Annotated in this window: 31 protein-coding genes; 7 read left to right on the forward strand and 24 right to left on the reverse strand. The window is 62.7% G+C overall.

All coding sequences use genetic code 11. The features are described 5' to 3' along the window. Positions 1-33: 33 nt before the first annotated feature. The 10 genes from NKH99_RS23605 to NKH99_RS23650 form a co-directional block, all read right to left on the reverse strand. On the reverse strand, positions 34-816 hold the full coding sequence (locus tag NKH99_RS23605) for an ATP-binding cassette domain-containing protein (protein WP_352474248.1): 783 nt from the start codon (positions 814-816) through the stop codon (positions 34-36). Continuing rightward, entirely contained in the window at positions 813-1,817 is a 1,005-nt protein-coding gene (locus NKH99_RS23610) for an ABC transporter permease (protein ID WP_352474237.1), read from the reverse strand. The genes NKH99_RS23605 and NKH99_RS23610 overlap by 4 nt, the downstream gene beginning before the upstream one ends. 61 nt (positions 1,818-1,878) lie before the next feature. Continuing rightward, a complete protein-coding gene (locus tag NKH99_RS23615; protein WP_023675781.1) occupies positions 1,879-2,820 on the reverse strand; it encodes a sugar ABC transporter substrate-binding protein in 942 nt (313 codons plus the stop codon). 37 nt (positions 2,821-2,857) lie between these two features. Beyond that, positions 2,858-3,772 (reverse strand): sugar phosphate isomerase/epimerase family protein, encoded by a 915-nt coding sequence (locus NKH99_RS23620; RefSeq protein ID WP_353015826.1) that lies wholly within the window; start codon positions 3,770-3,772, stop codon positions 2,858-2,860. A 26-nt stretch (positions 3,773-3,798) separates the two neighbouring features. Beyond that, complete coding sequence (locus NKH99_RS23625; protein ID WP_353015895.1) at positions 3,799-4,887, reverse strand: Gfo/Idh/MocA family protein; 1,089 nt, start codon at positions 4,885-4,887, stop codon at positions 3,799-3,801. A 50-nt stretch (positions 4,888-4,937) separates the two neighbouring features. Further along, positions 4,938-6,011, reverse strand: coding sequence for an ABC transporter ATP-binding protein (locus NKH99_RS23630; protein ID WP_353015829.1), 1,074 nt, complete (start codon positions 6,009-6,011; stop codon positions 4,938-4,940). 4 nt (positions 6,012-6,015) lie between these two features. Beyond that, positions 6,016-7,107 (reverse strand): ABC transporter ATP-binding protein, encoded by a 1,092-nt coding sequence (locus NKH99_RS23635; RefSeq protein ID WP_352819328.1) that lies wholly within the window; start codon positions 7,105-7,107, stop codon positions 6,016-6,018. Continuing rightward, the gene (locus NKH99_RS23640; protein ID WP_353015832.1) at positions 7,107-8,066 is read right to left on the reverse strand and encodes a carbohydrate ABC transporter permease; all 960 of its coding nucleotides are present in this window, start codon (positions 8,064-8,066) and stop codon (positions 7,107-7,109) included. Before NKH99_RS23640 ends, NKH99_RS23635 begins: the two co-directional genes overlap by 1 nt. Further along, positions 8,063-8,923, reverse strand: a complete 861-nt coding sequence (locus tag NKH99_RS23645) for a carbohydrate ABC transporter permease (RefSeq protein WP_352541114.1) — start codon at positions 8,921-8,923, stop codon at positions 8,063-8,065. The genes NKH99_RS23640 and NKH99_RS23645 overlap by 4 nt, the downstream gene beginning before the upstream one ends. Positions 8,924-9,002: 79 nt before the next feature. After that, on the reverse strand, positions 9,003-10,616 hold the full coding sequence (locus NKH99_RS23650) for an extracellular solute-binding protein (RefSeq protein ID WP_353015835.1): 1,614 nt from the start codon (positions 10,614-10,616) through the stop codon (positions 9,003-9,005). A 373-nt stretch (positions 10,617-10,989) separates the two neighbouring features. On the opposite strand from NKH99_RS23650, the gene NKH99_RS23655 reads away from it, so the two are divergent. The 3 genes from NKH99_RS23655 to NKH99_RS23665 all read left to right on the forward strand — a co-directional run bounded on the left by NKH99_RS23655 (position 10,990) and on the right by NKH99_RS23665 (position 15,477). Beyond that, entirely contained in the window at positions 10,990-12,018 is a 1,029-nt protein-coding gene (locus NKH99_RS23655; RefSeq protein WP_353015837.1) for a LacI family DNA-binding transcriptional regulator, read from the forward strand. A 241-nt stretch (positions 12,019-12,259) separates the two neighbouring features. Then, a complete protein-coding gene (locus NKH99_RS23660) occupies positions 12,260-14,392 on the forward strand; it encodes a TonB-dependent hemoglobin/transferrin/lactoferrin family receptor (protein ID WP_353015839.1) in 2,133 nt (710 codons plus the stop codon). Positions 14,393-14,394: 2 nt separating this feature from the next. Next, positions 14,395-15,477, forward strand: coding sequence for an SIP domain-containing protein (locus NKH99_RS23665; RefSeq protein ID WP_353015841.1), 1,083 nt, complete (start codon positions 14,395-14,397; stop codon positions 15,475-15,477). On the opposite strand, the gene NKH99_RS23670 is transcribed toward NKH99_RS23665, so the two are convergent. The 3 genes from NKH99_RS23670 to NKH99_RS23680 all read right to left on the reverse strand — a co-directional run bounded on the left by NKH99_RS23670 (position 15,474) and on the right by NKH99_RS23680 (position 17,598). Continuing rightward, positions 15,474-15,896 carry an aconitase X swivel domain-containing protein gene (locus NKH99_RS23670; RefSeq protein ID WP_352474226.1) on the reverse strand — a complete coding sequence of 141 codons (423 nt, stop codon included), beginning with the start codon at positions 15,894-15,896 and terminating at the stop codon, positions 15,474-15,476. The genes NKH99_RS23665 and NKH99_RS23670 overlap by 4 nt on opposite strands. Then, positions 15,893-17,143: an aconitase X gene (locus NKH99_RS23675; RefSeq protein ID WP_353015843.1), complete on the reverse strand. Its 1,251-nt coding sequence runs from the start codon at positions 17,141-17,143 to the stop codon at positions 15,893-15,895. Before NKH99_RS23675 ends, NKH99_RS23670 begins: the two co-directional genes overlap by 4 nt. A gap of 200 nt (positions 17,144-17,343) precedes the next feature. Then, a complete protein-coding gene (locus NKH99_RS23680; RefSeq protein WP_352474222.1) occupies positions 17,344-17,598 on the reverse strand; it encodes a hypothetical protein in 255 nt (84 codons plus the stop codon). Positions 17,599-17,873: 275 nt separating this feature from the next. Here NKH99_RS23680 and NKH99_RS23685 point away from each other — a divergent pair, with 275 nt between their 5' ends. Further along, entirely contained in the window at positions 17,874-18,206 is a 333-nt protein-coding gene (locus NKH99_RS23685) for a hypothetical protein (RefSeq protein WP_352474220.1), read from the forward strand. 134 nt (positions 18,207-18,340) lie between these two features. Here NKH99_RS23685 and NKH99_RS23690 read toward each other — a convergent pair whose 3' ends face one another. Next, a complete protein-coding gene (locus NKH99_RS23690) occupies positions 18,341-19,042 on the reverse strand; it encodes a hypothetical protein (RefSeq protein ID WP_352980896.1) in 702 nt (233 codons plus the stop codon). Between the two features lie 433 nt (positions 19,043-19,475). Between NKH99_RS23690 and NKH99_RS23695 the strand changes: the two genes are divergently transcribed. Further along, positions 19,476-19,790 carry a hypothetical protein gene (locus NKH99_RS23695; RefSeq protein WP_352474216.1) on the forward strand — a complete coding sequence of 105 codons (315 nt, stop codon included), beginning with the start codon at positions 19,476-19,478 and terminating at the stop codon, positions 19,788-19,790. 137 nt (positions 19,791-19,927) lie between these two features. Here the strand turns inward: NKH99_RS23695 and NKH99_RS23700 are convergent, their stop codons facing one another. The 4 genes from NKH99_RS23700 to NKH99_RS23715 all read right to left on the reverse strand — a co-directional run bounded on the left by NKH99_RS23700 (position 19,928) and on the right by NKH99_RS23715 (position 21,524). After that, positions 19,928-20,155, reverse strand: coding sequence for a DUF2934 domain-containing protein (locus NKH99_RS23700; RefSeq protein ID WP_352474214.1), 228 nt, complete (start codon positions 20,153-20,155; stop codon positions 19,928-19,930). Between the two features lie 86 nt (positions 20,156-20,241). After that, the gene (locus tag NKH99_RS23705; RefSeq protein WP_352452715.1) at positions 20,242-20,454 is read right to left on the reverse strand and encodes a hypothetical protein; all 213 of its coding nucleotides are present in this window, start codon (positions 20,452-20,454) and stop codon (positions 20,242-20,244) included. A 124-nt stretch (positions 20,455-20,578) separates the two neighbouring features. After that, positions 20,579-20,884, reverse strand: coding sequence for a DUF1236 domain-containing protein (locus NKH99_RS23710; protein WP_352474210.1), 306 nt, complete (start codon positions 20,882-20,884; stop codon positions 20,579-20,581). Between the two features lie 343 nt (positions 20,885-21,227). Next, positions 21,228-21,524: a hypothetical protein gene (locus tag NKH99_RS23715; RefSeq protein ID WP_352474209.1), complete on the reverse strand. Its 297-nt coding sequence runs from the start codon at positions 21,522-21,524 to the stop codon at positions 21,228-21,230. A gap of 168 nt (positions 21,525-21,692) precedes the next feature. On the opposite strand from NKH99_RS23715, the gene NKH99_RS23720 reads away from it, so the two are divergent. Further along, a complete protein-coding gene (locus tag NKH99_RS23720; RefSeq protein WP_352474207.1) occupies positions 21,693-21,968 on the forward strand; it encodes a hypothetical protein in 276 nt (91 codons plus the stop codon). A 14-nt stretch (positions 21,969-21,982) separates the two neighbouring features. On the opposite strand, the gene NKH99_RS23725 is transcribed toward NKH99_RS23720, so the two are convergent. From NKH99_RS23725 to NKH99_RS23750, 6 genes are all read right to left on the reverse strand, one after another. Next, positions 21,983-22,282, reverse strand: a complete 300-nt coding sequence (locus NKH99_RS23725; protein WP_352474206.1) for a hypothetical protein — start codon at positions 22,280-22,282, stop codon at positions 21,983-21,985. 170 nt (positions 22,283-22,452) lie between these two features. Continuing rightward, positions 22,453-22,776: a hypothetical protein gene (locus tag NKH99_RS23730; RefSeq protein WP_036245970.1), complete on the reverse strand. Its 324-nt coding sequence runs from the start codon at positions 22,774-22,776 to the stop codon at positions 22,453-22,455. After that, positions 22,776-22,979 (reverse strand): hypothetical protein, encoded by a 204-nt coding sequence (locus NKH99_RS23735; protein WP_352491004.1) that lies wholly within the window; start codon positions 22,977-22,979, stop codon positions 22,776-22,778. The genes NKH99_RS23730 and NKH99_RS23735 overlap by 1 nt, the downstream gene beginning before the upstream one ends. Next, a complete protein-coding gene (locus NKH99_RS23740) occupies positions 22,964-23,233 on the reverse strand; it encodes a hypothetical protein (RefSeq protein WP_353015844.1) in 270 nt (89 codons plus the stop codon). The genes NKH99_RS23735 and NKH99_RS23740 overlap by 16 nt, the downstream gene beginning before the upstream one ends. Then, positions 23,233-23,445, reverse strand: coding sequence for a hypothetical protein (locus NKH99_RS23745; protein ID WP_352474200.1), 213 nt, complete (start codon positions 23,443-23,445; stop codon positions 23,233-23,235). The genes NKH99_RS23740 and NKH99_RS23745 overlap by 1 nt, the downstream gene beginning before the upstream one ends. Position 23,446: 1 nt before the next feature. Continuing rightward, positions 23,447-24,244, reverse strand: a complete 798-nt coding sequence (locus NKH99_RS23750) for an N-acetylmuramidase family protein (protein WP_353015846.1) — start codon at positions 24,242-24,244, stop codon at positions 23,447-23,449. A 152-nt stretch (positions 24,245-24,396) separates the two neighbouring features. Between NKH99_RS23750 and NKH99_RS23755 the strand changes: the two genes are divergently transcribed. After that, positions 24,397-24,582 carry a hypothetical protein gene (locus NKH99_RS23755; protein WP_352452706.1) on the forward strand — a complete coding sequence of 62 codons (186 nt, stop codon included), beginning with the start codon at positions 24,397-24,399 and terminating at the stop codon, positions 24,580-24,582. The last annotated feature ends 166 nt before the right edge of the window (positions 24,583-24,748 follow it).

Here is a 24,748-nt window from a genome sequence, read left to right on the forward strand (position 1 = left end):
TGACGGCCAGTTCTTTCACTTTGCTCCCGTCCTTCACTTCGCTCTCGTCTCCTTGAGCAGGGCCGACATGTCGGCACCGGTGATGATGCTTTCCACGGTCAGCAGATCGGTATCGGCGACCGTCTGCTCGGCGACGATCTCGCCGCGGCGCATGACGATGATGCGATCGGCGACCTGGAAGACGTGATGGATGTTGTGGGTGATCAAAAGCACCGAGTGACCGGCGTCACGCACTTCCTTGACGAAGCGCAGCACGCCGTGCGTTTCCTCGACGCCGAGATTGTTGGTCGGCTCGTCGAGGATGATGACCTTGGCGGCAAATTGCATGGCACGCGAAATGGCGATCGATTGGCGCTCGCCGCCCGACAATGTGCTGACCAGTGCATCGGCGTCGAGTTTCTTCGAGATGCCGACGCGCTTCAAAAGCGCCGAGGCGGCATCGCGCAATTTGGCAAGGTCGAGCGGCGCGAACACGCCCAGCCATTTGAGATTGACTGGCTCGCGGCCGAGGAAAAGATTGCGCGCGATGCTGAGGTCGGGCGCCAGCGAGGTGTCCTGGTGGATGGTCTCGATGCCGAGATCCATCGCGTCGCGCGTCGAGCGGATGGAGACCTTCTGGCCGCGCACATAGATCTCGCCGCGATCGACCGGAAACACGCCCGAGATCGCCTTGATCAGCGTCGATTTGCCGGCGCCGTTGTCACCGAGCAAGGCCACCACTTCGCCCTCGTTGAGCGCGAAGGACGCGTTCTTCAGGGCGCGGACGCTGCCGAAGGATTTTTGCAAATTCTGCAGCCGAAGCACTTCCATGATCAGCTCCTGGCGGCGTTCTTCTGCAGCAAAGCGTGCAGGATGAGCATGGCAAGGATGATGACGCCGACGAAGATGTTGTAGGCGAGCCCAGGCACGCCGATCAGCACGATGCCGTTGCGGATGCTGCGCAGCATCAGCGCGCCGACGATGGTGCCTAAAATGGTGCCGCGTCCACCGGTCAGCGCGGTGCCGCCAACCACCACCATGGCGATCACTTCGAGCTCGTAGCCGGTGCCGGCCACCGGCGAGGCGGCAGAGATGCGGAAGGCGCTGATCATGCCGGCGAGACCGGCAAGCACCGAGGTCAGGATGAACAGCCAGATCTTGACCGCATCGGCCGGCACACCACGCGCCACGGCAGCGTTACGGTTCGAGCCGATAGCGCTGATCCAGTTGCCGAGCTTGGCGTAGCGCAGCACATAGATCGCCAGTAGCGACAGGCCGATGAACCACCACAGCGAGGTATAGAAACGGAACGTTCCGATATTGAAGCTGCCGGCCAGCAGCGTCACGAAGAAGCCCGGCCGGTCCCAGGATTTCAGCGGAAATCCTTGCGTGATGTAAAGCGCTGCCCCGCGCACGACGAGCAACATCGACAGCGTCACCAGGAAGGACGAAATGCCGATCTTGGTGACGATCAGCCCGTTGATCGCGCCGATGGCTATGCAGAGCAGCAGGCCGGCCAGCAGCGCGACGCCAATATCAAAGCCGCCGTTCTGCACCAGCAGCATGACGACGACCGGCGCCAGCCCGAACACGGCACCGACCGAAAGGTCGAACTCGCCCGCCGTCAGAAGCAGCGTCATGCCGAGCGCGATGATGCCGAGCTCGGGCAGGAACGCCATCATGTTGGAGATGTTGAGCGGCGACAGGAAATTGGCGTCGGCGATCGCGAACACCGCCAGCAGGACAATCAGGATGACGAGCGAAGAGAACTGCGGCGAGCGCATCAGGCTCGACCTGCGTTTGGCACGCGGCATTTCCTCTTCTGCGGCAATTGTCATGACTGTTTCGACCATATCTCAAGGTGACGCCCGCCGCCTGCGCGGCGAGCGTCAGTTCCAATCACTTGTTGTAGAGTTTCAGGATCGGTTCGACGCTCGACGCGTCGTAGAGACTGAACGTGTGGATGTCGTAGCCGATCGGTTCGCCAGCGGCGGCCAACCCGAGCAGCGCCACCGGCATGAAGCCCTGCGCCGATGGGAACTGCCAGGCAGCCGCGTTGATGAACCCAGACTTCACTGACTCGGCCGTTTCCTTCGAATTGCCCCAGCCGACGACCGGGATCTTGCCGGCCGGCACGCCGGCGCCGTCGAACACCCGCTTGACGCTGGCCGCGACGGAATCGCCGAGCGCGATGATTGCCGGCGGGTTGTTGGCGACCATGTAGTCGGTCATCTTGGCGATGATGCCGGCCGGATCGGTGCCGCAATCGACCACATCATATTTGATGCCGAGCGGATCGAAGACGCTGGCTATGCCTTCGGTCTCGAGCTGCTGGTAGCTGGCGCCCGGCACTTCGACCGGCAGGAACACTTTGTCGCCCTGCTTCACCATCTTGTGGTCGACCAGATATTTCGCCCAGATGACACCGGCTTCCTTAAGGTCGGCGCCGACATAGGCCTGACGGCCGGTTGCCGGATCGTCGGTGTTGAAGAACACGATCGGGATACCGGCCGCCTTCGCTGCCTTGACCTCCTCGGTCCACAGGCCGGGCTGCGCCGAGGTCGTGGCGATGCCGTCCGGCTTGGCGGCAAGTGCGGAGTTGAAGGCCTCCTTCTGCGCCGCCATGTCGCCACCGCTGAACGAGATCTTGCAGGTCACCTTGAGCTGGTCGCAGGCCTTGGTGGCGCCGGCATTCCAGTCGATCCAGAAGGCATCCGACGGGCCGCCATGCGACAGCAGATAGAACGTCTTCTGGGCGTCCTGCGCCAGCGCCGGCGTACCCAGCGCAACACCGGCGAGAACGGTCGCCGCGGCAGCGATTTTCAACGCGAATTTCAACATTTCTCTTCCTCCCTTGTTTCGTAGCCGAACCGCGCCATCACAGTCCGTTGGCGCGGAATTTCCCGTCGAGGAATTTCTTGGCGCGCGGCACGTCGTCTTCCGAAAGATGTTCGATGATGACCGGGATGTTCGGGTGCTTTTCGGCCAGCCGCTTGAGATAGAGGTCGTAGTTCAGCGAACCGAGACCGGGCGCCGGCAGCTCGATCTCGCCGACGCCGCGGAAAGTGTGGCTCTCCAGCGCGTCGTCGTCGCCGATATCTGCGTGCTTTTCCGACTTGTCGCCGCCGGAACGCTTGACGTCCTTGGCGTGGGCTATCTTGATCTTGTCGGTCAACGTGTCGAACACCTGGTTCAGGATCTGGTCCATCCTGTCGATGTTGTGCGTTTCGAAATAGTTGGTCGGGTCCATCAGCAGGCCGAGGCCTGGGTGGTCGACCTGCGCGAACATCCTCACCGTCTCTTCGATCGAGCCGACGACATTGTTGACATAGGTTTCGAGCAGGAAGACCGCGCCGTGGTCATAGGCGGTCTGGGCAAGGTCGGCGATGACCTTGCGGCATTCCTCAAAACCTTCCTCGGTCTTGTTCTTCGGGTGATGCACCCAGTCGGACTCGGTGTTGTAGGTACCGGTTTCCGAGATCACGTAAGGGGTGCCGAAATGGCGTGCGTTGCGGATGATCTCCTTCAAATAGCCGACGCGCCTCTCGCGCTCGCCCATATCCGGATGGATGATGTTGGTGTAGCCCGATACGCAGCAGATCGGCAGATTGTGATCGCGAAACGTATCGCGGACGGTCTTGGCCTTGTCCCTGGTGATCTGCCCGGCCGACAGATCTATGTCCTTGAAATGCAGGTCGAGCTGCACGGTGTTGAAATCGAGCGCACGGATCTTCTGCGCGGTTTCCTTGAGGCTATACGGGAAATAACCCGTGAAAATACCTGCCTGCATCATGGTGTGAAGTCCTCCCTGTAAGTAATTCAGTCAGTTGATATTTCGGAAAGTTTGACTGTCCGGCCCTTGTCGATCGAACGATAGCCGGCTTCGACCAGCGCCATAGTCTTGACGTTGTCGGCGACCGACAGCGCCGGCGGCTCGCCCGTCTTGACCGCGTGCTGGAGCTGCTCCATGACGCCGATAAAAGCATGCGGGAACCACATCGTGTCCCAGCTGGGTGTCACCCATTCACCACCGGTGGTCTCGGTCGAGGCATAGGTCAGCGTCGAGGCAGCGCCAGTCGGCCAGCCGATGGTGCCCTTGGCGACGCCCTTGGTGCCGTCGACGCGCCAATTGATGTGCTGGTCGTCCTTGTAGCCCTCCTGGCGCGGCCCGGACCAGACATCCTCCAGCGATACGGCGAGCACGCCGGACGGGAACTTGATCGTCGACACGGTGACGCCGTCCGAATGGTCGAAGCGGGTGCGCGGGTCCCTGCGGGTCAGGGTGGTGATCTCCAGGGGATCGCCGAACAGGAAGCGCAGTACGTCGAGATGATGGACGCTCATATTGGCGAGCGTCAGCCGGTCATAGTCCTCGAGGAAGCTCTGCCAGTGCGGGATCGCATGCATGTCGATCTGGGCGAAAACGATGTCGCCGAGCGCGCCGCTGTCGATGATCTGCTTCAAGACGCGCATCGACTGGTCGTAACGCATGTTCTGGTTGACCGAGAGGATCTTGCCGGCCTTGGCCGCCTCGTCGCGCAGCTTGACGGCTTCATTGAGCGACAGCGCCAGTGGCTTCTGCGCCAGGATCGCCTTGATATGCTTCTGCTTCAGCGCATGACGGATCAGCGCCGGCTGCTGGTCCGGCGGAAAGGCAAGGTCGATGATCTCGACGTTCTTGTCCTCGATGAGCTGTTCCGACGTGTCGTGGACGGTTGGGATATCCCAGCGTTTGGCGACCTTGTCGGCGCTGGCCTTGGTCCGCGAGGCAATCGCCACCACCGGAAAACCGGCTTCCTTGTAGGCGGCAAGGTGACATTCGGCCATGATCATGCCGGCGCCAACGCAGCCGATCCTGTATTCTCTGGTGCGGACTTTAACGTCCGGCTCGAAGCCGTTGCCCACCATTTCTTGGCTTGCCATATGTTCCTCCCGAAGCTCGTTCCTTGCAGCCGCCGTCATCGCGCCAAGGCTCGCCCGCTCTGTCCGAAATAATGCACCCTGCCCGGCTCGCAGGATATCAGCACCATCGCGTCCGGCCTGATGTCTGGCTGGCCGCGTAACAGCGCCCGCAGACGCGTCTTTCCGGCGGCGAGCGTCACCACGGTGTAGCCGCCGAGCGGCTCGACCTCGAACACTCGCGCCGGGCGGCCCGCGCCCCCCTCCGGCATTCCACCCGACCAAGACCTGACCTTGATGTCTTCCGGCCTGAGCCCGATCTCGACGGCATCGGCCGGCGCAGCCTTGTCCGCGATGCGGACTGTGCCTTCCGCCGCCTCCACGCCTTCAGCGCCGTGCACCGACTTCAATATGTTCATCACCGGCGACCCGAGCAGCCGCGCCACATAGGTGCTGGCCGGCCGGTCATAGATCTCGGCCGGCGCACCGATCTGCCTGATCTTGCCGTTCTCCAGAATGGCCATTCGGTCGGCGACCGACATCGCTTCTTCCTGGTCGTGCGTGACATAGATCAGCGTCTTGCCGAGCTCGCGCTGGATGCGCTTGAGCTCGACCCGCGTCTCCTCGCGCAGCCGGGCGTCGAGCGCCGAAATCGGGTCGTCCATCAGATAGGCGGCGGGATCCCGTACCAGCGCACGGGCGATCGCCACGCGCTGCCGCTCACCGCCTGAAAGCTGTGCCGGCGGCTTGTGCAGGATATGGCCGATATGCAGCTTGGCCGCGACGTCGGCGACGCGCTTTTCGATCTCGGCTTCGGCGACCCGGCGTTCGACCAGCGGAAAGCGGATGTTGTCGCGCGCGCTCATATGCGGAAACAGCGCCAAATTCTGGAACACCATGGCGACGTTGCGGTCGGCCGGCGACACTGTGTTCACCGGCTTTCCGCCGATCAGGATCTCGCCCGCGTCCGGGGTTTCCAGCCCGAGCACCAGACGGAGTATCGTCGACTTGCCCGACAGCGGCGGCCCGAAGAAGCAGAAGAACTCATTGTCGTTGACAATGAACGAGGCGTCGTCGACGGCGAGCGTGTTGCCGTAGCGTTTGGTCACATTGCGGAAGGCGATATCGGCCATGGTCTCAGCCCGCTCTCAAGGCAAGGCCGGTGACGGCGTCGAAGACGCGCACCGCCTCCACCGCAGGTGCGACGACGGCTGTCTGCCCGATCGCCAGCCCGACATCATTGTCGAACACCGCCTTAACCGCGGTCTCGCCGTCGCCAAGGTGGATGATGGTGCGCGCGCCGATCCGCTCGACGAAACTCACCGGCATCGACAGGCCACGGCCGTCTTCAGCCAGCGTCACCTGCTCCGGTCGAAAGCCATAAAACACCTCGCCGCGCATCAGGCGTGCCGCATCGGCGATCTCGACCGGCAGCGGCGGTGTCACGCCGAGTGGCCCGAGATCGACGACCAGGCCACGGTCGCTTTCCGCCGGCCAGCCCTTGAGCAGGTTCATGCCCGGCGCGCCGATGAAGCGGGCGACGAAGACATTGGCCGGATCGTTGTAGACTTCCAGCGGCGTGCCGACTTGCTGCAGCACGCCATGGTCCATCACCGCGATGCGGTCGGCCATGGTCATCGCTTCGAGCTGGTCGTGGGTGACGTAGACCATGGTCTGCCGGAACTGCCGCTGCAGCTGCTTCAGTTCGGTCCGCATCACCGCCCGGAAGGCGGCATCGACATTGGAAAGCGGCTCGTCGAGCAGGAAGATCGCCGGCTCCATGATCGCCGAACGGCCGATCGCCACCCGCTGCAATATGTTTACCGACAGCCTGTCGGCCTTGCGGTCGAGCAGCGGCGTCAGTTGCAGCATCTCGGCAATGGCGCCGACACGGCGGTCGATCTCGGCCTTTGGTGCGCCGCGTATTTTCGGCCCGTAGGCGAGGTTCTGCCGCACGCTCATATGAGTGAAGATCGCATAGTTCTGGAAGACGAAGCCGACGCCGCGCCGCCCCATCGGCACGCCGGCCATGTCGCGCTCGCCGAACAGGATCTTGCCGCTGGTCGGCTCTTCCATGCCGGCGATCATGTTCATCGTCGTCGACTTGCCGCAGCCGGACGGCCCCAGCAGCGCCATGAACTCGCCGTCGGCAATGGCCAGGTCCATCGTCTTCAGCGCGGTGAAATCGCCAAATTTCTTGACCAGGTTCTGCAGATGGATGGTGCTCATCAGGCCGCCACCTCGCGTACCCGAGCCATGCGTTTCATGGCAAACACCGCGGCGATGGACAGCACGATCAATATGGCCAGCGCGATTGCCGCCACATAGCCCCAGATCAGGTCCTGGGTGGTGAGCTTGTAGATGTAAACGGAGATGGTCTCGGTAGCGACGCCGGGACCGCCGCCGGTCATGATGTAGAGCGTGTCGAAGATCTTGAAGTTCTCGATCACCCTGATCGCCAGCGCGATGATGATGATCGTCTTCATCTTCGGCAGCACGATGGTGATGAATCGCTGCCAGGGGTTGGCACCGAGCAGCGTCGCCGCCTTGATCTGGTCCTCAGGCACGCCGACCAGGCCGGCAAGGAGGATCAGGAACATCAGCGGCGTCCACTGCCAGATATCGGCGACCATGACGGCGATGAGCGCCAGCGTCGGGTCCGACAGCCAGGCAATGGTGACGGGAAAGCCTGAGATCGCCGACAGGATGTCGTTGACCGGGCCGCCCGACTGAAACAGCATGAAGAACATGTAGCCGGCCACCGCCGGCACCACCATCATCGGCATCAAGAGGATCGAGTAGAAGATCCGCTTGCCGGGGAACTCGTCCGCAAACAGTGTCGCGAGCGCCAAGCCGAGCAGGAACTCCGCCGGCACGCAGACGATCATGACGATGGCCGTGCGCTTCAGCGCACTCCAGAAGCGCGCATCGGCGGCAAGGTCGGTGTAGTTGGCGAAACTGTTCCACATCGACCAGGCGTTCCACCAGCCGGTGCCCGACAGCGGCGACCAGTCGGTCAGGCTGATGTAGAGCTGCATCAGGAGCGGGAAGACGGCGATGAACAGCACCAGGATCTGCGCCGGCAGCGTCAGCCGGAATCCGAGCTTTGCGCCCTCGTCCGGCAGCACCGACGCCGCTTTGGAGGCTTGCATGTCGCTCTCCGAAATCGTCGCAGTCACCGCGCTCATTGCTTGAGCGCCCCGAAGGTCAGTCCGCGCACCAGATGGCGCTGGATGGCGATGCCCATGATGACAGGCGGCACTGCGGCTATCAGGCCGAGCGCCGCCTTGGCGCCGTAGAGTTGGCCGGTCATCGAGGAGGACAGCGAGGCCATGTAGACAGGGACCGTCACCCATTCGCGCGTCGTCAGAAGCAGCGCAATCAGATAGTCCGACCAGTTGAGAATGAAGACGAACAACGCGGCACTGGCCAGCGGCGCGCGCATCATCGGCAGCGTGATGCGGATGAAGACGCGCCACCGCGAACAGCCCTCGACCAGTGCCGCCTCCTCGATCTCGCGCGGCATGTCGTCGAAGAAGGTCTTCATCAGCCAGAAGGCGAAAGGCAGCGTGACGATGCCGTAGATCAACGACAGCCCCCACCAGCTGTCGGTGAAGTTGAGGAAGGCCCACATGATCATCACCGGGGTCATGACCGCCATCGGCGGAAACAGGCGAAGCTGGATCAGCGCCAGCGGCAGATTCTGGCCCGAGCCGAAGCGCGACAGACCGTAGGCCGCCGCGGTGCCCGCCGACATGGCGATTGCCGTACCGAATGTGGCTGACAGCAGCGATGACAGGATCGGCTTCAAAGCTGTGCGGTCGAGGGCGACGATCAGATTGTTGGTCGATTCACCGAAGACGAAGCGGAAATTGCTGAGTGTCGGGTTCTTCGGCCACCATGTCAGGTCGGCGCCGGTCGCCGACCATTCGGCGATCGGCTTGAACGCCATCGACACCATCCACAGGATCGGCACCAGCGTCACCGCCATCGCCGCAAGGATCGCGGCATAGCGGAATATCTCGAAAGGAACTGAACGCTTCATCTTGCGGCTTTGCTGGGTCCTTCGTTGCCGAGGGGAAGAGCGACCGCTCCTCCCCTTCTTGGTAGGATCCTTGGAAGGATCAGGCGATCGGATCGAGGACGGTCGGCCAGGCCTCCTTGTTGGTCTTGATCGCTTCGAGAAGCTTCTCCTCGCCGGTGCGGCGGGCAATCTTCTTCCACTCGGCCTCGGTGTCGGCCATCGCCTGCTCGGCTGTCTTGGCCTTGGTCAGCGCGGCGACGAGGTTCTCGTCCAGCGCGTTGTGGAAGGCGGTGGCGCCGGGATAGTTGATGGTGGGCACGGTGCGGGCGACCGTCTCGCGCACCACGTCCATGTGGTAGGCGTGGTAGGTCTGGCGAACCAGCGGATCCGAGAAATCCGATAGCCGGAACGGATCGAAGTAGCCGCCCGGATTGGCAGTCATCCAGGCGTAGATGCGGCTTGAGCCCAGCCACTGCAGGAACAGGTAGCAGGCCTCCGGATTCTTGGCTTGCGAGGACACCGACGCCGACAGATTGAGCCACAGCACCGACCGGCTGACCAGCTTGCCGTCGATTTCGCGGCCGGGCGGCAGCATCGAGCCGATCTTGCCGGTGACAGCTGAATCCTTGTTGCCGGCATTGTCGAGGAATTTCGGCAGATTGGAGAAGGCACAGGTCATGGCCGCGCCGCCCTTGGCGAAATTGCCGTACTGCTCCGGCCAGCCCCAGGAGATCGCATCCGGCGAATGGTGCGAAAGCGACGCGATGTACTCGCTGGTCGCCGCGATACCTTGCTCCGAATTGATCAGCGGCTTGCCGGTGTCGTCGAACAAGAACTGATTGGGCGAAGCCATTGAGACATAACGCTGATACCAGTTGGTGTAGCCCCAGCCCTGGTTGCGCAGATCGGTCGAGCCGAACAGGCCCTTGTCCGGGCGCTGGAAGAAAGCCGCGATCTCGTCATGCTGCTTCCAGGTCTTCGGCGCCGCCAGTTCATAGCCGTATTTGTCGGAGAAAGCCTTCTTCTCGGCTCCGTCGCCGAACAGATCGGTGCGGTAGACCCAGGTCTGGAAATCGCCATCCAGCGACACGCCGTAGGTCGAGCCGCGATACTGGTTGAGCAGCGAGACGCCCTTGGCGCCGTCGACATAGCCGCGCTCGGGATCGTCCCATTCCGGCTTGTATTGCGCGACGAAGTCGTCGAGCTTGAGGATGCCGCCGGTTTCGGCAAGGTCGCCAAGACGGTTCCATTCGACCGCGTAGATGTCATACGCCCCACCCTTGGTGGAGATGTCCTGCATCGTCTTGGTGAATTCCTGGCCGTTTGGCACACCGACGATTTCCAACGGAATGCCGGTTTCCTTCTCCCAGAGATCCTTGATCGACGGCGCGCCGGCCGGAAACGGCTGGGTCAACTGGCCGATCGAGCCGTCGGACAGGCCAAGTACGATCTTGGCCGGCGCCTTGCCGGCGCCCTTCATCGCCCTGGCCGCCTCGATGGCGCGGCCCTCCGGCGTATCGGCACCATATTGATAGCGCTCCGAACCGTCGAAACCCGTCGGGCCGCCGATCATGCCGGGCGCCAGGGCATCGGCCGCATAGGCACGGCTCGGGCGAATGAATTTCGGTGCAATACCTGCGGCGGCAACAAGGACTGCCGCCTTTCCACCGGACGCCAGCAAACGGCGCCGCGACACGCGGATCAAATTCGACATTGGAACTCCTCCCTCAGGGCCTTGTTTCCTCCACGGCCCTTATGATGGATATTGACGGCACTATACGAAGCCTGTCAACATCATAAATAATCAAAATACATCATAACATCTCACGGGAGGGGAAGAATGGCGTTTGTAAAGGCTCTCATACTGAAGCCGGTGCTTGAATTTGAGGGAGCCCGGCTGCCCACCTCCCCGCTTTGGTCTGCTTGGGCACTCTGGTGTAGCGCAACGGCTTGCGCATCGGCCAAGGCCGGTTACATCATTTCCCATCAGAATCGCGGACGGCGATGAAGCCGCTCTCCGACGGTGGACCCATGAAATGCGTGATCTCGATGCGCCCCTGGCGCGTTTTGGAATGAGGTGATCGACAGTGCGGTCCACCCTGACAGACATAGCCCGGGAGGCCGGCGTTTCGGCCGCCACGGTCGACCGTGTGCTCAACAACCGCGCCGGGGTCAGGGCGCGCACCCGTGAGGTCGTGCTCGAAACGGCACAGCGGCTTGGCTATATCGCTGAAAATTCGAATCCGAGCTCGCTCAACGCGGTTACTGGCGAGGTCATACGGCTGGATTTCGCCCTGCCCGCCGGCACCAATTCCTTCATCAAGATGCTGCACCGCCAGATCGAGGCGCAGGCGCAGGCGCGGCCCGACCTCGACGTCCGTGTCGCTACTATCGAAGGCTTCAATCCGGACCGGCTTGCGCGTCTGCTGCAGGAACTGCACGGGCAGACACAGGGCGTCGGTGTGATCGCGCTCGACCATCCGACGGTCCGCGAGGCGATCCGCTCGCTTTCAGCCAGCGGCGTCAAGGTCGTCACCATCGCTTCCGACATCCTGCATGTGCCGAGGGTTGCCTATATCGGCATCGACAACCGCGCCGCCGGCCGGCTCGCCGGCTATCTGCTCAACCGCTTCATGGGTGCCGGGCGTCCGGGCAAGGTCGCGCTGTTCGCCGGTTCGCTCTCCTATCGCGGCCACGAGGAGCGCGAGATGGGCTTCCGCCACATACTGACGGAAGAATCGCCCAATCTGCAGATCGTCGAGATGCGCGAAATGCTCGACGACCGGGAAAAAGCCTATTCGGAGGCCTCCGCCCTGCTCGACCGGCACCCGGACCTGGCCGCCATCTACAATGTCGGTGCCGGCAACACCGGCATCGCCCGCGCCCTCAAGGAGCGCGGGCGTGCGCTGTCGACGGTCTTTCTCGGCCATGAGGTGACGGAAGGCACCAAGGAGCTTCTGCTCGACGGCACGCTGGACGCGGTCATCGACCAGAACCCGCGCGTAGAGGCCCGCGAGGCGCTCAACACCTTGAGCCATGCGGTCAGGGGCTTGCCTTACGAACTGCACCAGCCACGGCTGCAAGTGATCTTCAGGGAAAGCATCCCGGAGATCTGAACCAGGTGAAGAAGCACGGGTGCGTCACAAATTCATAATCGCTCGGGCGAGATTTTGGCGGCCAGATCAAGGGTCCGACCGAGAATCTTCGATCAGGCTCAGACCTGCAAAATTAAATTGACTATTATCGTCATGTTTTAATAAGTATCCCTGCCCGGCCCGTGTGTCGAGGCTTCTCCATCATGCCAGCCAGGGCCAACGGCCGCCGCCAGCAATCTTTGCTTTTCCCGGGGCTGCACGCATGAAACAGACAAGCAACAAGACCTTGATGGCGAGCACCGCGCTCGCCTTCGCGCTCGGCCTGTGTGCCGCGCCGCTGGCCGCCGCGCAGGAGCCGGAGAAGAACGGCGCCGCCGCCAAGGCCGATCGGCCGGTCAAGGTCGCCCAGCAGGCTAGAACTGGGCAGAACGAGCCGACCGTGCTCGACCTGATCACCATCTCGGCGACGATGATCAAGACGGCGATCATCGAATCGATGGCCGCCATCAGCGCCGTCGATCAGGAAGAGCTCGAACGCATCCAGCCTGACACCGCCGCCGACATGTTCCGCACCGCGCCCGGCGTTGCCGCTTCGATGAACGGCGACGATCCGGCAACCGCCATCAACATTCGCGGCCTCGAACAATATGGCCGCGTGGTGCTGACGCTCGACGGCGCCCGCCAGGATTACTGGCGCGTCGGCCACGGCTCGGGCTCGTTCTATGTCGAGCCGGAACTAATCAAGGAAGCGACCGTCATTCGCGGCCCGGTCTCGAACGCCTATGGCTCGGGCGGCATCGGCGGCGTTGTCTCCTTCGAAACCAGGGATGCCGGCGATTTCCTCAAGCAGGAGGAGCGCTGGGCGCTGAGCGAGAAGCTGGGCAATGAGGATAATGGCGACGGCTTCACCACCAGCACCACCGGCGCCTACCGTTTCAGCGACGACGCCGACATCATCGGCAATCTCATTCATCGCGACCGCGACAGCTACACCGATGGCAATGGCGACGCCGTGCCATGGACCGGCGAGAGCATCACCAGCGGCTATATGAAGGCGACCCTGCGGCCGGCCGACGGCCACGAGCTCAAGCTCGGCGCGATCCTGCAGCGCTACAATGACCAGATCACCGGATCGAGCGGCTCGACCTCGCCAACGCTGAGCCGCTACGACACCGACACGACCAACCAGACCTACACGGCTGCTTATATGTGGAGGCCGGACGACAACGAACTGATCGACCTCAGTGTCAACGCATACCACAACCGCACGCGCGCCGAGCAGACGCAGGTCTGGCCGGCAACGGCGATCGGCAACTTCCGCTATTACGACGTCGCCACGACCGGCTTCAACCTGAAGAACTCCTCGCGTTTCGACGCCTGGGAGTTGGTACATACCCTCACCTACGGTCTCGACTACTACTATCTGGAGGCCACGTCGGAGGCCGCGCATTTCGCTTCGGGCGAGCAGCAGGGTTATGGCGGCTTCCTGCAATGGCAGGGCGACTACAGCGACTGGCTGCAGCTCATCGCCGCCATGCGCTATGACGGCTACCAGCTCGACGGCAAAACGAAGACCGTGCCGCCGGCGGAAGCCTCGATTTCGGGCGATCGCTGGTCGCCTCGCCTCACCGTCGGCGTGACGCCGTTGGATGGCTTCCAGCTCTACGGCACCTATTCGGAAGGCTACCGGGCACCAGGCCTGCAGGACGTCTATCGCGGCGGCGGCGCGCATGGCGGCGGCGACAGCTACCAGCCTAACCTGCTTCTGCAGCCCGAAACGGCGAAGAACTGGGAAGCCGGGATCAATCTGAGATATGACGATGTGCTGGCCGCGGGCGACCTGTTTCGTGCCAAGGTCAACGTCTTCCACACCGCCGTCGAAGACTACATCGACGTCGACCTCACCGTTTTGCCGCGCATGGCGATCAACATCGGCGACGCGCGGCTGAAGGGCGTCGAGGCCGAAGCCGTCTACGACTATGGCTGGGGGTTCGCGAACCTCGCCGGCGCCCTGATCGACGCCAAGGTCGTCAGCGGCGTCTATTCCGGCCAGACGCTGAACAACACGCCGCTCGACCGCTTCTCGGCGACCGTCGGCTTCCACATGCTGGAAGACCAGCTCACCGTCGGTGCGCAATATCTCGGCGTCGGCAAGATCACCCGGACAAGCCGCACCAATCCCGACGCGCCGGTCGTGGTCGATGACGGCTTCGACCTGGTCAACGTCTTTGCCAACTGGCGCATCAACGACTACGCCAAGCTCGATTTCAGCGTCGATAACGTCTTCAACACCGCCTACACCGACCCGCAAAGCGCCTGGTCGACGACGGCGGCGACGGAACAGGGCAAGGGCCGCACCTTCAAGGTGGCGCTCACAGGCAGGATCGGAGGTTGAGAATGAGGGAAGCTTCAGTGAGCGGACTGGCCTGCGAAGCGCGCTTGAACCTGCGCAACCTGCCGCATTACATCGACCGCATCAGCGACAGGCTGCAGAGCTTCGATGCCGATGCCTCGCGGGAGGGGCAGCGGCTCGACTTCCGCTTCGCCTTCGGCGACGCGTCCCTTGACATGGAGCGGCTGGTGATGCGGGCCAACGCCGCCGACCGCGATGGGCTGGCCCGCATCAAGGACCTGCTGGCCACCGCCGTAGAGGTATATGCCAAGGAAGAAAGTCCCGAGATCGTCTGGACCGGCGATCTCGCCGAAGAAACCCGCCTCGCGCAGTTCCGTGAGATGGTCGTCACCCAGGTCGGCGACCTGACGCGGCATATGCGCCGCATCCGCTTCGCCGGCGAGGATCTCTCTCGTTTTGCGAAATTCGGCGGCATGCATATCCGCATGCTGTTTCCGACCAGGGACGTCCCCGATCCGCTCTGGCCCGTGCTCGGCAGCAATGGCCTCCCGGGATGGCCCTCGGACGACAGGCGCCCGGCAGCGCGCGTCTACACCATCCGGGCCCTCGACGTCGAAATGGGCATCATCGAGGTCGACTTCCTCATCCACCCCGGCGACAGCGTCGGCGCCCGCTGGGCCATGCAGGCGGCGCCCGGCATGAAGATCGGCATGATGGGGCCGGTCGGCCGTCGGGTGCGACCGGCGTCCTGGTATCTCATGGGCGCCGACGAAACCGGCCTGCCGGCGCTGGCTCGCATGCTGGAGACTCTGCCCGCCGAGACCAAAGGCGTGGCCTTCATAGAGATCGCCGACGATGGCGAACGGCAGGTCGTTGACAACGCAACCGGAATAGAGGTGCACTGGCTGCCGAGAAATGGGGTGCCAGCCGGACTCGACGACAGGCTGGCGCGCGCCATCCGGTCAGTCGCATGGCCGACCGGTTCGGCATTCGGCTGGTTTGCGGCCGAAGCGGCAGCCGCCACGACGGTGCGCGAACACTGGCGCGGCACGCTGGCGCTCGGCCGCAACGAAACACTGGCGGCAGCCTACTGGCGGCGGGGCGCGGTGGGACTGATGGCCGGCTAGAGCTTGCTCACCATCGCTTGCGCATCTTCGCCCAGACCGATTGCGATCCGGTCGCCGGAGACAATGCCTGACACGTCGCAGACAACCAGCGGCATGCTGATTTCGTAGAGGAATTCGGCAACGATGGCGCCGACGGCAAGGATCGGGTCCGGCCGCTCCAGGATAATGCCGGCCGGCGCCGTGCCTCTGCGGATCGCTTCGGCCAGAACCGAAGACGAGGACGACGACCCTCGCCCGCTCGGCATCACCAGGATCTTGCGGGCGATATTGCCGCCCAGGTCCGGATGCGAATGGTCGATGATGTCGCCCGTTTCGACGTCGATCCCGCCCCAGAAGCTGAGCGCCTGCGAAAGCACCAGCGCTGGGCCTTGTGCCGAGCCGGAAAGGTGGAATGTACCGGTTCTGGCCGGCGTCTTCATGGCGCGCCTCGCACGACGCGGCCGGCCGCAGCCGAGCGGACGCAGTCTTCCATGTCACCGAAGGCCACCGAGACACCGATATTGCCAGGTGCGTAATGCGCCCATTTGCCCGAATTGGTCATCACCACGCCATCGAGACGCTCGAGGATCGACGTGACATAGGTGCAGGTGTCGGTGACCGGGACAAGGCCGAAGGCTTCCATGCCGGCCAGTGCGCCTTCGTCCTGCAGCCGTGTCAGCGTCGCGCGCCCTGTGTTGACATAGATTGGGACACCTTTGCCTGGACCGACTTCGCGCAGCAGCGGCAACAGGCGCATCCACTCTTCATGGGAGAAATGCGGCGTGCCTAACGACACGGCTGCAAGTTGCACGCCGTCGGGGACGCTCGACAGCCTGGCCAGCGCATGGTGGATGTCAGCGCGAGAGATCCGGATTTTTTCCTCCGGTGCCAGGCCGTGCAACGCCTCATCCGGCGTCTCCGCCTCCGGCGTGATGCCGACGGCATGAAACAGCGCCACGGCACCCGTCGTTGCCGCCGCCGCCCCCAGCGCCTTCAATTGGTCCTCGTCGCGCGGCTGCGGCAGGCCCGATATGACAGGGATGCGGTCGCCAGCCCTTTGCCCGATGATCAGCCCGACGCCGACAAACAGAGCGTCGCTTGGCTCGAAAGCAGCGTCAGTCAGCTCGAACAGGACCTGGCCTCGTCGATTTTCACTCAGATGCAGCCCCCATGCCGGCGCGCGCCCGGTCATTGCGCAGCACAAATCGATAAAATCGCCATAGCGGTTGGTCCGCGCGCCGATCACCGAATTGGCAAAGACGATGGCGTTGGATTCACCCCAGGCGATCTGCTCGCCGAATCTTGGCCGGAACCGGGTCTGATAGGGTGCGCAGGTGAAGGTCGCCTGGCAGCCGAGTTCCAGATGCGCCTTCATCAGGCGTCGCGCCGGCGTTTCTTGCGACACCGGCATCTTCACCAATCCGGGATGGATGAGGTCGAACGAACCGACATTCAGCGTCGTCGGCACCCGAACGCGGCCGCTGCCCTCGATCAGCCTTTCGACGAAATCGAGGCTGGCCTGGCCGTGATAGAGGCAGCCGTCGATATGGGCACCGGCAATGTCCAGCAACTTGCGCGCGCCGACCGCCTTCGAAAAGGCAACCAGGATCGTCATGGCGGCAGCCGCTGCCGAGCCTTGCTCGCCATGCAGCATCGACTGGTCGCCGGCCGTCAATTCCAGCGTCATCGGCAATATTCCCGAGCGCGCACTATGCCGATCAAGCACTCCCTGATTACGGAGCGTCTGGCAAGACAGAGCTTTGGATCTCTTCTACTTCGCAGCCGTCAGCAGACCAGACGTTCACAGCTCATCGCGAAGCAAGAGAGACGCGAAGCACGGTCGCAGAGCGGGCGATCCGCGGCGGAAACGGCGCTATTCCTTCGGCGCTATTCCTTCTGGGACGGTCCGTCGGCCGCGCTGCGGTCACCATCTGCAGAATGCGGCAGAATGCCGAAATCGCGCGACTTGGTCCCATGCGCCGCCGTCAGGAAACCATCGGCTGTGAGACCTCGCCTCAAAAGCTCACGTACCGCGGCCGACCGGCTCGGCATGTGCTTGTCGAAGCGCCAGTTCTCCAACGCCGCCAGTTCATCGACGGTCAGCATGATCTGCAATCGTTCCGGGCGTTCCAGTTCGGACATCTCGGCCTCCTGTCACACCAGCCTAAATGCAGCTGAGTTAGTGTGTTCCTAATTTTCTGTAGAGTTAGGTACGTGAGCAGAATGCGTCAAGGCCTTCGGATCAGCGAGTCATGCAGAAGTCAGATGAAGCGGATCAAGCGTCAGATAGGCAATCAACAAAATACGCTAACTATTTGACATGAAATGAGTTTTTAAGGAATTTCGCTTGCCAATCGCGAATCCTGGGCGCATCGTGGAACATGAGGGACAAACCGCTCCTGAAGGGAAGGTTTTCCATGCGCTACGGATTTTCGGTTCGCCTGCACGAGGACGTCAGTTCCCGAGTTCGGGCTGTATTGCGGTCCGGGATTGCCATCAATCTGACTGCTGTCGCCGAAGCCGCGCGACTGCAGAACCTCGCCGAGAATGTTGCGCGCGAGGACATCGAATGGCTCGTCATGCAAGCAGCCCAGCTCTACGGGGCGGCTATCGAGTTCGACGGCTTCGCGGAAACCGATCTGGCGGAGTTTGCGTGCCCTCAGCTGATGCAAAGCAGCCCCGCCGCGGGTTGGGACTCCCTGGAAGACGAAGCGTCCGCTTCGCCGGATCCTGGCCGTCAAACACACTGAGCGCGTGTGAGCCCCGCCATGCTGCCGCCACGTGCTCGGAAAAAAGCCCGCCGCAATGGCGGGCTTTGGACTGCTGGAGCTTTGGTGGACGAAGGCCTCTCGGCCCGGTCCGACATTCATCCGATGTATTCGCCTTAGCGGCGGGCGATCAGCAGGCACAATTGGCGCAGATCGCTGTCGTAAGTGCCTTCGCTGCTGAGCACGTCAACGCAGCGCTTCTTCATCCTGGCCAACTTGTCGCCCGACATGTCGGCAACGACCTGGGGCAAGCTGGGATTGCTGGGGTTGCTGGGATTGCTGGGATTGGACGGACTGCCCGGGTTGGACGGATTGCTCGGATTGGTGCCACCACCGATCCCGACACCGGCGCCGACATTGATGCCGCTGCCGATCCCGACCCCCGCGCCAGCCCTAACGCCGCTGCCGATACCTACCCCCGCGCCGGCAGCAATGCCACCGGAACCGCCGATCGTCGCGCCGGCACCGGCGTTGATGCCGCTTCTGCCCCCGACCGATGCGCCGGCGCCCGCCGCGATTCCGCTGGAACCGCCAACCGTCGCGCCGGCACCGGCGTTGATGCCGCTACTGCCGCCCAACGACGCACCGAGGCCTGCCTTGATGCCGCCGCTGCCGCCAACCGTCGCGCCGGCACCGGCGTTGATGCCGCCGCGACCGCCAACCGTCGCGCCGAGGCCGGCTTTGATGCCGCCGTTGCCGCCGATGGATGTTCCAACACCAACGGCAATTCCGTCCGCGGCATTCACGGGCATCGAGAGCATGAAAATAACTGCGCTGCCTGCCACCGCATCGGTGATTGTTTTGATTAAGGTGGTCATAACACTCTCCTTGCTGTAGTTGCGCTGAACAGCCCGCGACGTCGCCGGTTGCATACCTACTAATTTGCAAGAAGATGATCGGTTTCGTTGCCGATCAGCTCGCTGGCCTCATGGTATATTTTCAAATAACAGCCGCGTGAAATTTGTAGTGAAATTTTCCGAAAGTTTTACTTGGGATGGCCTCTACCGATTGAAGCGATGCGAGACTCAGCTGATGGCGCCGCAACAGACGAACGTTGCGACGGTCGGCGGCCAAAGAAGGCGAATTCCTAATCAGCAAACCACAACATCAAACCTACCTACGGTAATAGAACAAGGGGGGCCGAGAAGATCCGCGCTGCGCGGGTTTGCTTCACTGTGCTGCGTCATTTTTGCCGGAACCTTTCCATCACCCGGGTTGTTTTTTCTGTAGTCGCCACATGATGATAACCCAATGATGGAGATCAACATGCTTACGAAAATCGTGACAGCTTCCATACTTGCAGCCGGTCTGGCGACCGCGGCGATGGCCCAGAACGCCGGGTCGGACAACAATGCGCCTGGCAGCGAGAAGAGCATCGTCGTCCAGCCCAAGCCGAACGGTATTGACCCTGGCACGACCCGCAGCACGATGGGCACGACGGGTACCATGAACTCCAATGCGGATGAAAACTGCCCTGCAACCCCGCAAGGAGCTCAACCCGATGCATCCAACAAGCCTGCCGGGACGGTTTCACCGACTGTCAACGACAACAATTGCGGTAAGTAGTTAGCCGCGCCAATCGGGCTCGCCATCGCGGGCTTGCGGCAGCAGGACCGGTCAGGACTGGTTTTGCTGCCGATCATGGAACGATGTATGGGCCGACCACCCGCGAGATCCAGCGTTGGAATCAAATCCGCTTGCGTTCACGCTTTACGTGGTCGCGCCTTGGATTTGCTTCCGTCCTTGCTGGCGGCCGGCTTAGGCTGGCGTGCTTTCGGCTTCGGTCGGCTGGCGGTCTCCGGCGCGGCGGTTTCTGCGTCGATTTCGGCGGTAGCCTGATCCCAATGCTGCTGATGCGCCCCGTCGGGCCTGCCTGCCTGTTCCCAGATCGCGTGTGCTCGCTGGCGAATCCGTTCCTGCCTGTCCGTCACTGATACCTCCGTCGGCTCGGTTGATGCGTAAGCAACCTTGTTCTAGCTGAAATTTCGACCGGCGTCTTGAGCGGCAGGCGACACCGTCATTGAACCTCTCTGTCACACAGGACGGCGACCCCGAGGAGCGCCGCCTTCTTGATGATCAGCCCTTCAAGGTCCGCGTCCGAGCGCTCGGTTCCGGTGCGTTCGCGCAACAGTGCTATCGCCGCCTTCATCGACAGCAGGCCATCGCCTCGTTCAGCAAGCAGTTTGTCGACGGCTGCGGCCACGTTGACCGGCTCGACATGCGGCAGCATGGGAATGGCTCCTTTCCTTGTTTCGAGACGACAGCGGCTCCATCCCGATCCCTCGGGATGGAGCTCTCATTTGATAATTTAGGCCATGACCTTCCAAATCCGGTTCGCGGTTTGGCAACGCCGATCACTCGATGACCTGCACGATCTTGCGGGTGTCTGGGTCGACGAGCACGGTGCGATTGCCGACGACGACGTATCTGTACCGCACGTCTGGAACATCGATCGGTTGCAGCTCGACCGTATCGGGCAACGTGGAACCGATATTGAGCTCCACCCCCAGAAGACTGATCGACGCCAGCGGGTGCTTGTGGACGTATTCGCGGATGACCGTCTGCTGTTTGGGCGTGACAATCACCTGGTCCGCGGTGGCCACGCCGACGCCGGCAAGCAACGCCAATCCCGCCGCAGCAGGAACAAGGTGGATTTTCATCGTCTACTCCTGTTGTTACGGGCCTCGCCCTTACAATTGCGACGCGGCATTCCGGTCGAAGCGGCGAACCCTCTAGGCAAACGCCCACGCCACCTTGTTGTTCCGTAAGTGGCGGCTAATCGAACAGCGGTGAAGTGCCCGCGCGATGCGGCGAATGGACTGCGAATGAGCTTGCGGTGGCCCGCGTCGCAAGACGCGGGCCGATCGGTTTCCCGATCAGCAGCGATACCGGAGGGGGGTGATATCTACTGCGTCTGAAATAACATTTAGGACAAGCTAATGTTCCTCAGCGAGTGCAACAAACCTGCCGGCGCGAGCGGCGCGAAGTTGCCGCTCGTCGCTGCTACTGCTTTGGCGGCTGTGGCGGCACCTCGCCGGGCTTGATCACCGGGGTCTTGCCCTCATCCGGCGGTGGCGCCGCCATGCCCTGATCGCCCGTTGGCGGGGGCTTCAGGACCCCACCGCATGGCTCGAGCGTATCGGACAAATTGTTGCCGGCCGGCTTCTGCTGCTGGCTGTTCTGGTCCGGCGGCTCGACTTTGCAGCGGTCGGATTGCGCCTGTTCGCCCGGCTGCGCGGCCGCCGGCACCGCCAGCAGCAGCGCACCTAACATGTACGGCAAGAAAATGAGCGGTCTCATGTCGAGCTCCTTTCGCGCCAGTATCTTCTGAATGTGAAGGCGGGCCGGCGCGATTGGTTCCGTCGTGCGGCAATGCGCGCGGACCGCAGCGGCCCGGAACCGGCTGCCAGACTTATGAGTTCAACCACTGAGCCAATTCAGGGCCGCTGACATTATGGAGAACCGGCGATGGAACCGCGCAGCAAAGAACGAACCGACGACGAGACGGAGAGCCCGACGATCCAGCAGCAGGACTGGGATGCCATCCGGAGCGGGAGAATCCTCCCTGACGGCGTGCCGCAAAACGGCGATATTCGCTATGACGTCGAGAAGAGCGGCGAACTGCCGGAGGAGGACGACGATAACGCTTACCAGGACAGCGACGAGGCCTTGCCGGACGATACGGATGAACGTGTCATTTCGCGCGATCTCGCACGCGAAGGTGGCCCTTTCGACGAGGAATGAGCCGCCGCCTGTTTTCAATTCGGGAGGTCGAAGAGCGGCTCCTGGCAGCGATAGACCAGACATTGACCGTCACGCGTCTTGATATACGCGGCGCGCGGCACCTGCGGCCAGTCGCATTCATTGCCGAATTGGCGGACGTAACGGTCGTAGGTGTTCTGGCCGGTGGTGAGCACGACAGAGCGATGCCTCTGGATCAGAAGCTGCGTCTGTTCGCATGTCATCGCGCGGCTGTCCGGCCGCGCGTCGGCCGTTGCGGCAAACAGAAGCGCCCCGGCTGTCAGGACTGCCGCTTGTGTCTGGACCTTGGCAAGCATGACACCATCTCCCATGCTTAACGCGCATCTTGGTCGGCAGCGCCGGATCGAGCCGCCCTGTCGCGAAAGAAAGATCGTACAGAATGCGAGCAAAAATGCAAAAAGCCCGCCGCACCTTTCGGCGCGGCGGGCTCCAACTGAACGTCACTATTTCGTCGGGCTTGGGCGGCTTATTCCTCCTTCACCGGCCCGAACCGGCGCACGATAACCTCGAAGACGATGTCCGAGATCCACATCGCCGAGACGCCGATCAGAAAAGCCGCGGCCAGCGTCGTGGTGTCGTCGTCCGGAGAAGGAATGGGCAGGCCGGCGGCGCGGAAATAATGCACGACCGGCAGCGTCAGATAAGCCGCCGCCAGCGCGCCGCAGATCGGCGAGGCCACCATTTCGCGGACCTTGTAGCGGTGGCGCGACAAGGCCCGCAAAATGCCGCCGGACAGGCCGGCGACCAACACCGGCGCCTTGATGCCCAGGACGTCGAGCAATTCGTGCATCATGGCGTCCACCCGCACCATCTGGCGCCCTGCCCGTTGAAGGCGTTCATCTCGTCGAGCTCGGGCCGGCTCATGGCGGCAACGACCGGGGAGGATGGCCGGCGCGGCTGGTTGTGGTCGCACCAGACCTGGCGCGGATTGCCGGCCGGCGCGGTTGTCGTGCAGCCGGCGAGCACCACGCAGAGGATCAGCGCTTTGCCCATTTCTCAGCCTCCGCTCTTGCTGCCGCATCGGCCATGCCGGCGGCCTTGCGCTCTTCGGCGGCGGCCTCGCGCCTCATTTCCAGGCGATCCTCGGCGGCCGCGACTTTTGCCTCTGCCTGTTTGACCGCCTCCTTCCTCGCCCGGTTGATGCCGCCGGCAACGTAAAGGCCGATGCCGCCCGCCACGGCAGCGAATACCGTCATGACGACCTTGTTGCCGATGATGGCGCTGAGAATGCTGAGAAGCGCTGTCATCACAGGTCCTCCGCGCGGCGGCGGCGCAGGAACTCGGTCAAAACGCCGTTGATCACAAGAAACCAGGGGAACCATTCCCCCGGAACGACCGGCGAAAGAACCTGCGGGTCGACATAGGTGACGATAGTCGCGATGACGCCGATGGCCGCCTGAAGCCGCGCCCAGAATATTGTCTCGCTGTCGCGGAAGAAGCTCTTGATCCGGGTCCACATGTCATTTCCTTCCAGACAGTTTGAGGATGGCTGATAATTTGAGGATGGCGGCGATCAGCGCTGCCCAGAAGCCGGGCCTGGCGACAGCCACGGGAGGCACGGAGGGCGTAGCGGTCGCTTGTGCAACGGCAATTGGCTTAGCGGGCTCTGGCGGGACTGCAGGGACGACCGCGGACGACACCGGACCGGCAGACGGCCAGGGCGTGTCCTTGATACGCGACCATTTGCGATAGGCCTCGGCAAGCCTGGTATCGTAGGCGTTCTTGCGATAGCCGGCGCCGTTGTAGCCCTTGGCGAATCCCGACCAGTCATGATTGCGCAGATTGTCGTCGAGCCGCTTCTCGACGATGAAGTCGATCGCCGCGCCGAGTTGCAGCGCCTCGTCCGCCATCATCGCCTCGGCCATCGCCTGCACGGTAAGAAAGCCGGCGGCCTTGAAGTTCTCGCCGAGAACCTGGCCCAAGCCCCACGAAGCGGATTTGAGCGCCGCGGTTTCGTCGATCGCACAAGCTGCCCTGAGCCGTGGGTAGCTATCCCTGGGATAGGGCTTTGCGCCCCACTTCGGATAAGCGAGGCCGGCGGCTACCGCTTGTGCCCGCTTGGCACCCGACAGGTTGCGGTAGAAGACGTGCGGTTCGAACAGGATGACCGGCCGGCCAACGGCGTCGAAGCCATGCCCGCTGGTCTCGACATCGAGGAACGCGTGCATCTCGTCCTCGCCGACGCCGATCCGGGCACCGAGTTTCGGCAAGTCTATATCATCGAGGCGCCTGGCGGCGCCCCTGAACGTCATGTCCATGGGCAGTCCTTTCCGCCCTCGCGGGCAAGGTTTTGAGATTGAAAAAGCAGATGCGCGGCGGCAAAGCAGAATTTGGCGGCAGCCCGCGCCGATGTGGCAAGGAAGGTTGATGTTTTCGACCCGCCGTGTGAAATGGCCGCGGGATGGTGCACATGTCTGATGATGAACAAACCGCTGCGGCGCGCTGGTCGGTGAAGTCCGAGCTCCGCGCCGTCGCTCGCGACAAGCCGTTGCTGCTGGTGCTGGCGGCGATCCTTTGTCTCTATTGTGCGTTTATCGCCGGACCGATCGTCTATGCGGTGCTGGCCATCAACGGCATTGCGGATTTCTTCAAATGAAGCCGGTTCCGGCGATCTCACTCCGGTCCCGGTTCCTGCGTCTACCGCGCCCGAAATTGCTCGACCTGGATGAAATTGCTTAGCCGGGATGAAACTGTTCCCGTCTATCGTTCGTACCTGTAGCGGGTACGGGAGGACACGTGACGATAAGAATCAGGCTTCCAGG

It is taken from the genome of Mesorhizobium sp. M0854 (assembly GCF_040319815.1).
In the GTDB taxonomy this organism is placed as follows: Bacteria; Pseudomonadota; Alphaproteobacteria; order Rhizobiales; family Rhizobiaceae; genus Mesorhizobium.

What these genes read in the sequence shown, in the direction of transcription:
- NKH99_RS23610 (WP_352474237.1), bottom strand. Translation starts at nt 1,817, where the DNA reads ATGACAATTGCCGCAGAAGAGGAAATGCCGCGTGCCAAACGCAGGTCG.
- NKH99_RS23615 (WP_023675781.1), bottom strand. Translation starts at nt 2,820, where the DNA reads ATGTTGAAATTCGCGTTGAAAATCGCTGCCGCGGCGACCGTTCTCGCC.
- NKH99_RS23620 (WP_353015826.1), bottom strand. Translation starts at nt 3,772, where the DNA reads ATGATGCAGGCAGGTATTTTCACGGGTTATTTCCCGTATAGCCTCAAG.
- NKH99_RS23625 (WP_353015895.1), bottom strand. Translation starts at nt 4,887, where the DNA reads ATGGTGGGCAACGGCTTCGAGCCGGACGTTAAAGTCCGCACCAGAGAA.
- NKH99_RS23630 (WP_353015829.1), bottom strand. Translation starts at nt 6,011, where the DNA reads ATGGCCGATATCGCCTTCCGCAATGTGACCAAACGCTACGGCAACACG.
- NKH99_RS23635 (WP_352819328.1), bottom strand. Translation starts at nt 7,107, where the DNA reads ATGAGCACCATCCATCTGCAGAACCTGGTCAAGAAATTTGGCGATTTC.
- NKH99_RS23640 (WP_353015832.1), bottom strand. Translation starts at nt 8,066, where the DNA reads ATGAGCGCGGTGACTGCGACGATTTCGGAGAGCGACATGCAAGCCTCC.
- NKH99_RS23645 (WP_352541114.1), bottom strand. Translation starts at nt 8,923, where the DNA reads ATGAAGCGTTCAGTTCCTTTCGAGATATTCCGCTATGCCGCGATCCTT.
- NKH99_RS23650 (WP_353015835.1), bottom strand. Translation starts at nt 10,616, where the DNA reads ATGTCGAATTTGATCCGCGTGTCGCGGCGCCGTTTGCTGGCGTCCGGT.
- NKH99_RS23660 (WP_353015839.1), top strand. Translation starts at nt 12,260, where the DNA reads ATGAAACAGACAAGCAACAAGACCTTGATGGCGAGCACCGCGCTCGCC.
- NKH99_RS23665 (WP_353015841.1), top strand. Translation starts at nt 14,395, where the DNA reads ATGAGGGAAGCTTCAGTGAGCGGACTGGCCTGCGAAGCGCGCTTGAAC.
- NKH99_RS23670 (WP_352474226.1), bottom strand. Translation starts at nt 15,896, where the DNA reads ATGAAGACGCCGGCCAGAACCGGTACATTCCACCTTTCCGGCTCGGCA.
- NKH99_RS23675 (WP_353015843.1), bottom strand. Translation starts at nt 17,143, where the DNA reads ATGACGCTGGAATTGACGGCCGGCGACCAGTCGATGCTGCATGGCGAG.
- NKH99_RS23680 (WP_352474222.1), bottom strand. Translation starts at nt 17,598, where the DNA reads ATGTCCGAACTGGAACGCCCGGAACGATTGCAGATCATGCTGACCGTC.
- NKH99_RS23685 (WP_352474220.1), top strand. Translation starts at nt 17,874, where the DNA reads ATGCGCTACGGATTTTCGGTTCGCCTGCACGAGGACGTCAGTTCCCGA.
- NKH99_RS23690 (WP_352980896.1), bottom strand. Translation starts at nt 19,042, where the DNA reads ATGACCACCTTAATCAAAACAATCACCGATGCGGTGGCAGGCAGCGCA.
- NKH99_RS23695 (WP_352474216.1), top strand. Translation starts at nt 19,476, where the DNA reads ATGATGGAGATCAACATGCTTACGAAAATCGTGACAGCTTCCATACTT.
- NKH99_RS23705 (WP_352452715.1), bottom strand. Translation starts at nt 20,454, where the DNA reads ATGCTGCCGCATGTCGAGCCGGTCAACGTGGCCGCAGCCGTCGACAAA.
- NKH99_RS23710 (WP_352474210.1), bottom strand. Translation starts at nt 20,884, where the DNA reads ATGAAAATCCACCTTGTTCCTGCTGCGGCGGGATTGGCGTTGCTTGCC.
- NKH99_RS23715 (WP_352474209.1), bottom strand. Translation starts at nt 21,524, where the DNA reads ATGAGACCGCTCATTTTCTTGCCGTACATGTTAGGTGCGCTGCTGCTG.
- NKH99_RS23720 (WP_352474207.1), top strand. Translation starts at nt 21,693, where the DNA reads ATGGAACCGCGCAGCAAAGAACGAACCGACGACGAGACGGAGAGCCCG.
- NKH99_RS23725 (WP_352474206.1), bottom strand. Translation starts at nt 22,282, where the DNA reads ATGCTTGCCAAGGTCCAGACACAAGCGGCAGTCCTGACAGCCGGGGCG.
- NKH99_RS23730 (WP_036245970.1), bottom strand. Translation starts at nt 22,776, where the DNA reads ATGCACGAATTGCTCGACGTCCTGGGCATCAAGGCGCCGGTGTTGGTC.
- NKH99_RS23735 (WP_352491004.1), bottom strand. Translation starts at nt 22,979, where the DNA reads ATGGGCAAAGCGCTGATCCTCTGCGTGGTGCTCGCCGGCTGCACGACA.
- NKH99_RS23740 (WP_353015844.1), bottom strand. Translation starts at nt 23,233, where the DNA reads ATGACAGCGCTTCTCAGCATTCTCAGCGCCATCATCGGCAACAAGGTC.
- NKH99_RS23745 (WP_352474200.1), bottom strand. Translation starts at nt 23,445, where the DNA reads ATGTGGACCCGGATCAAGAGCTTCTTCCGCGACAGCGAGACAATATTC.
- NKH99_RS23750 (WP_353015846.1), bottom strand. Translation starts at nt 24,244, where the DNA reads ATGGACATGACGTTCAGGGGCGCCGCCAGGCGCCTCGATGATATAGAC.
- NKH99_RS23755 (WP_352452706.1), top strand. Translation starts at nt 24,397, where the DNA reads ATGTCTGATGATGAACAAACCGCTGCGGCGCGCTGGTCGGTGAAGTCC.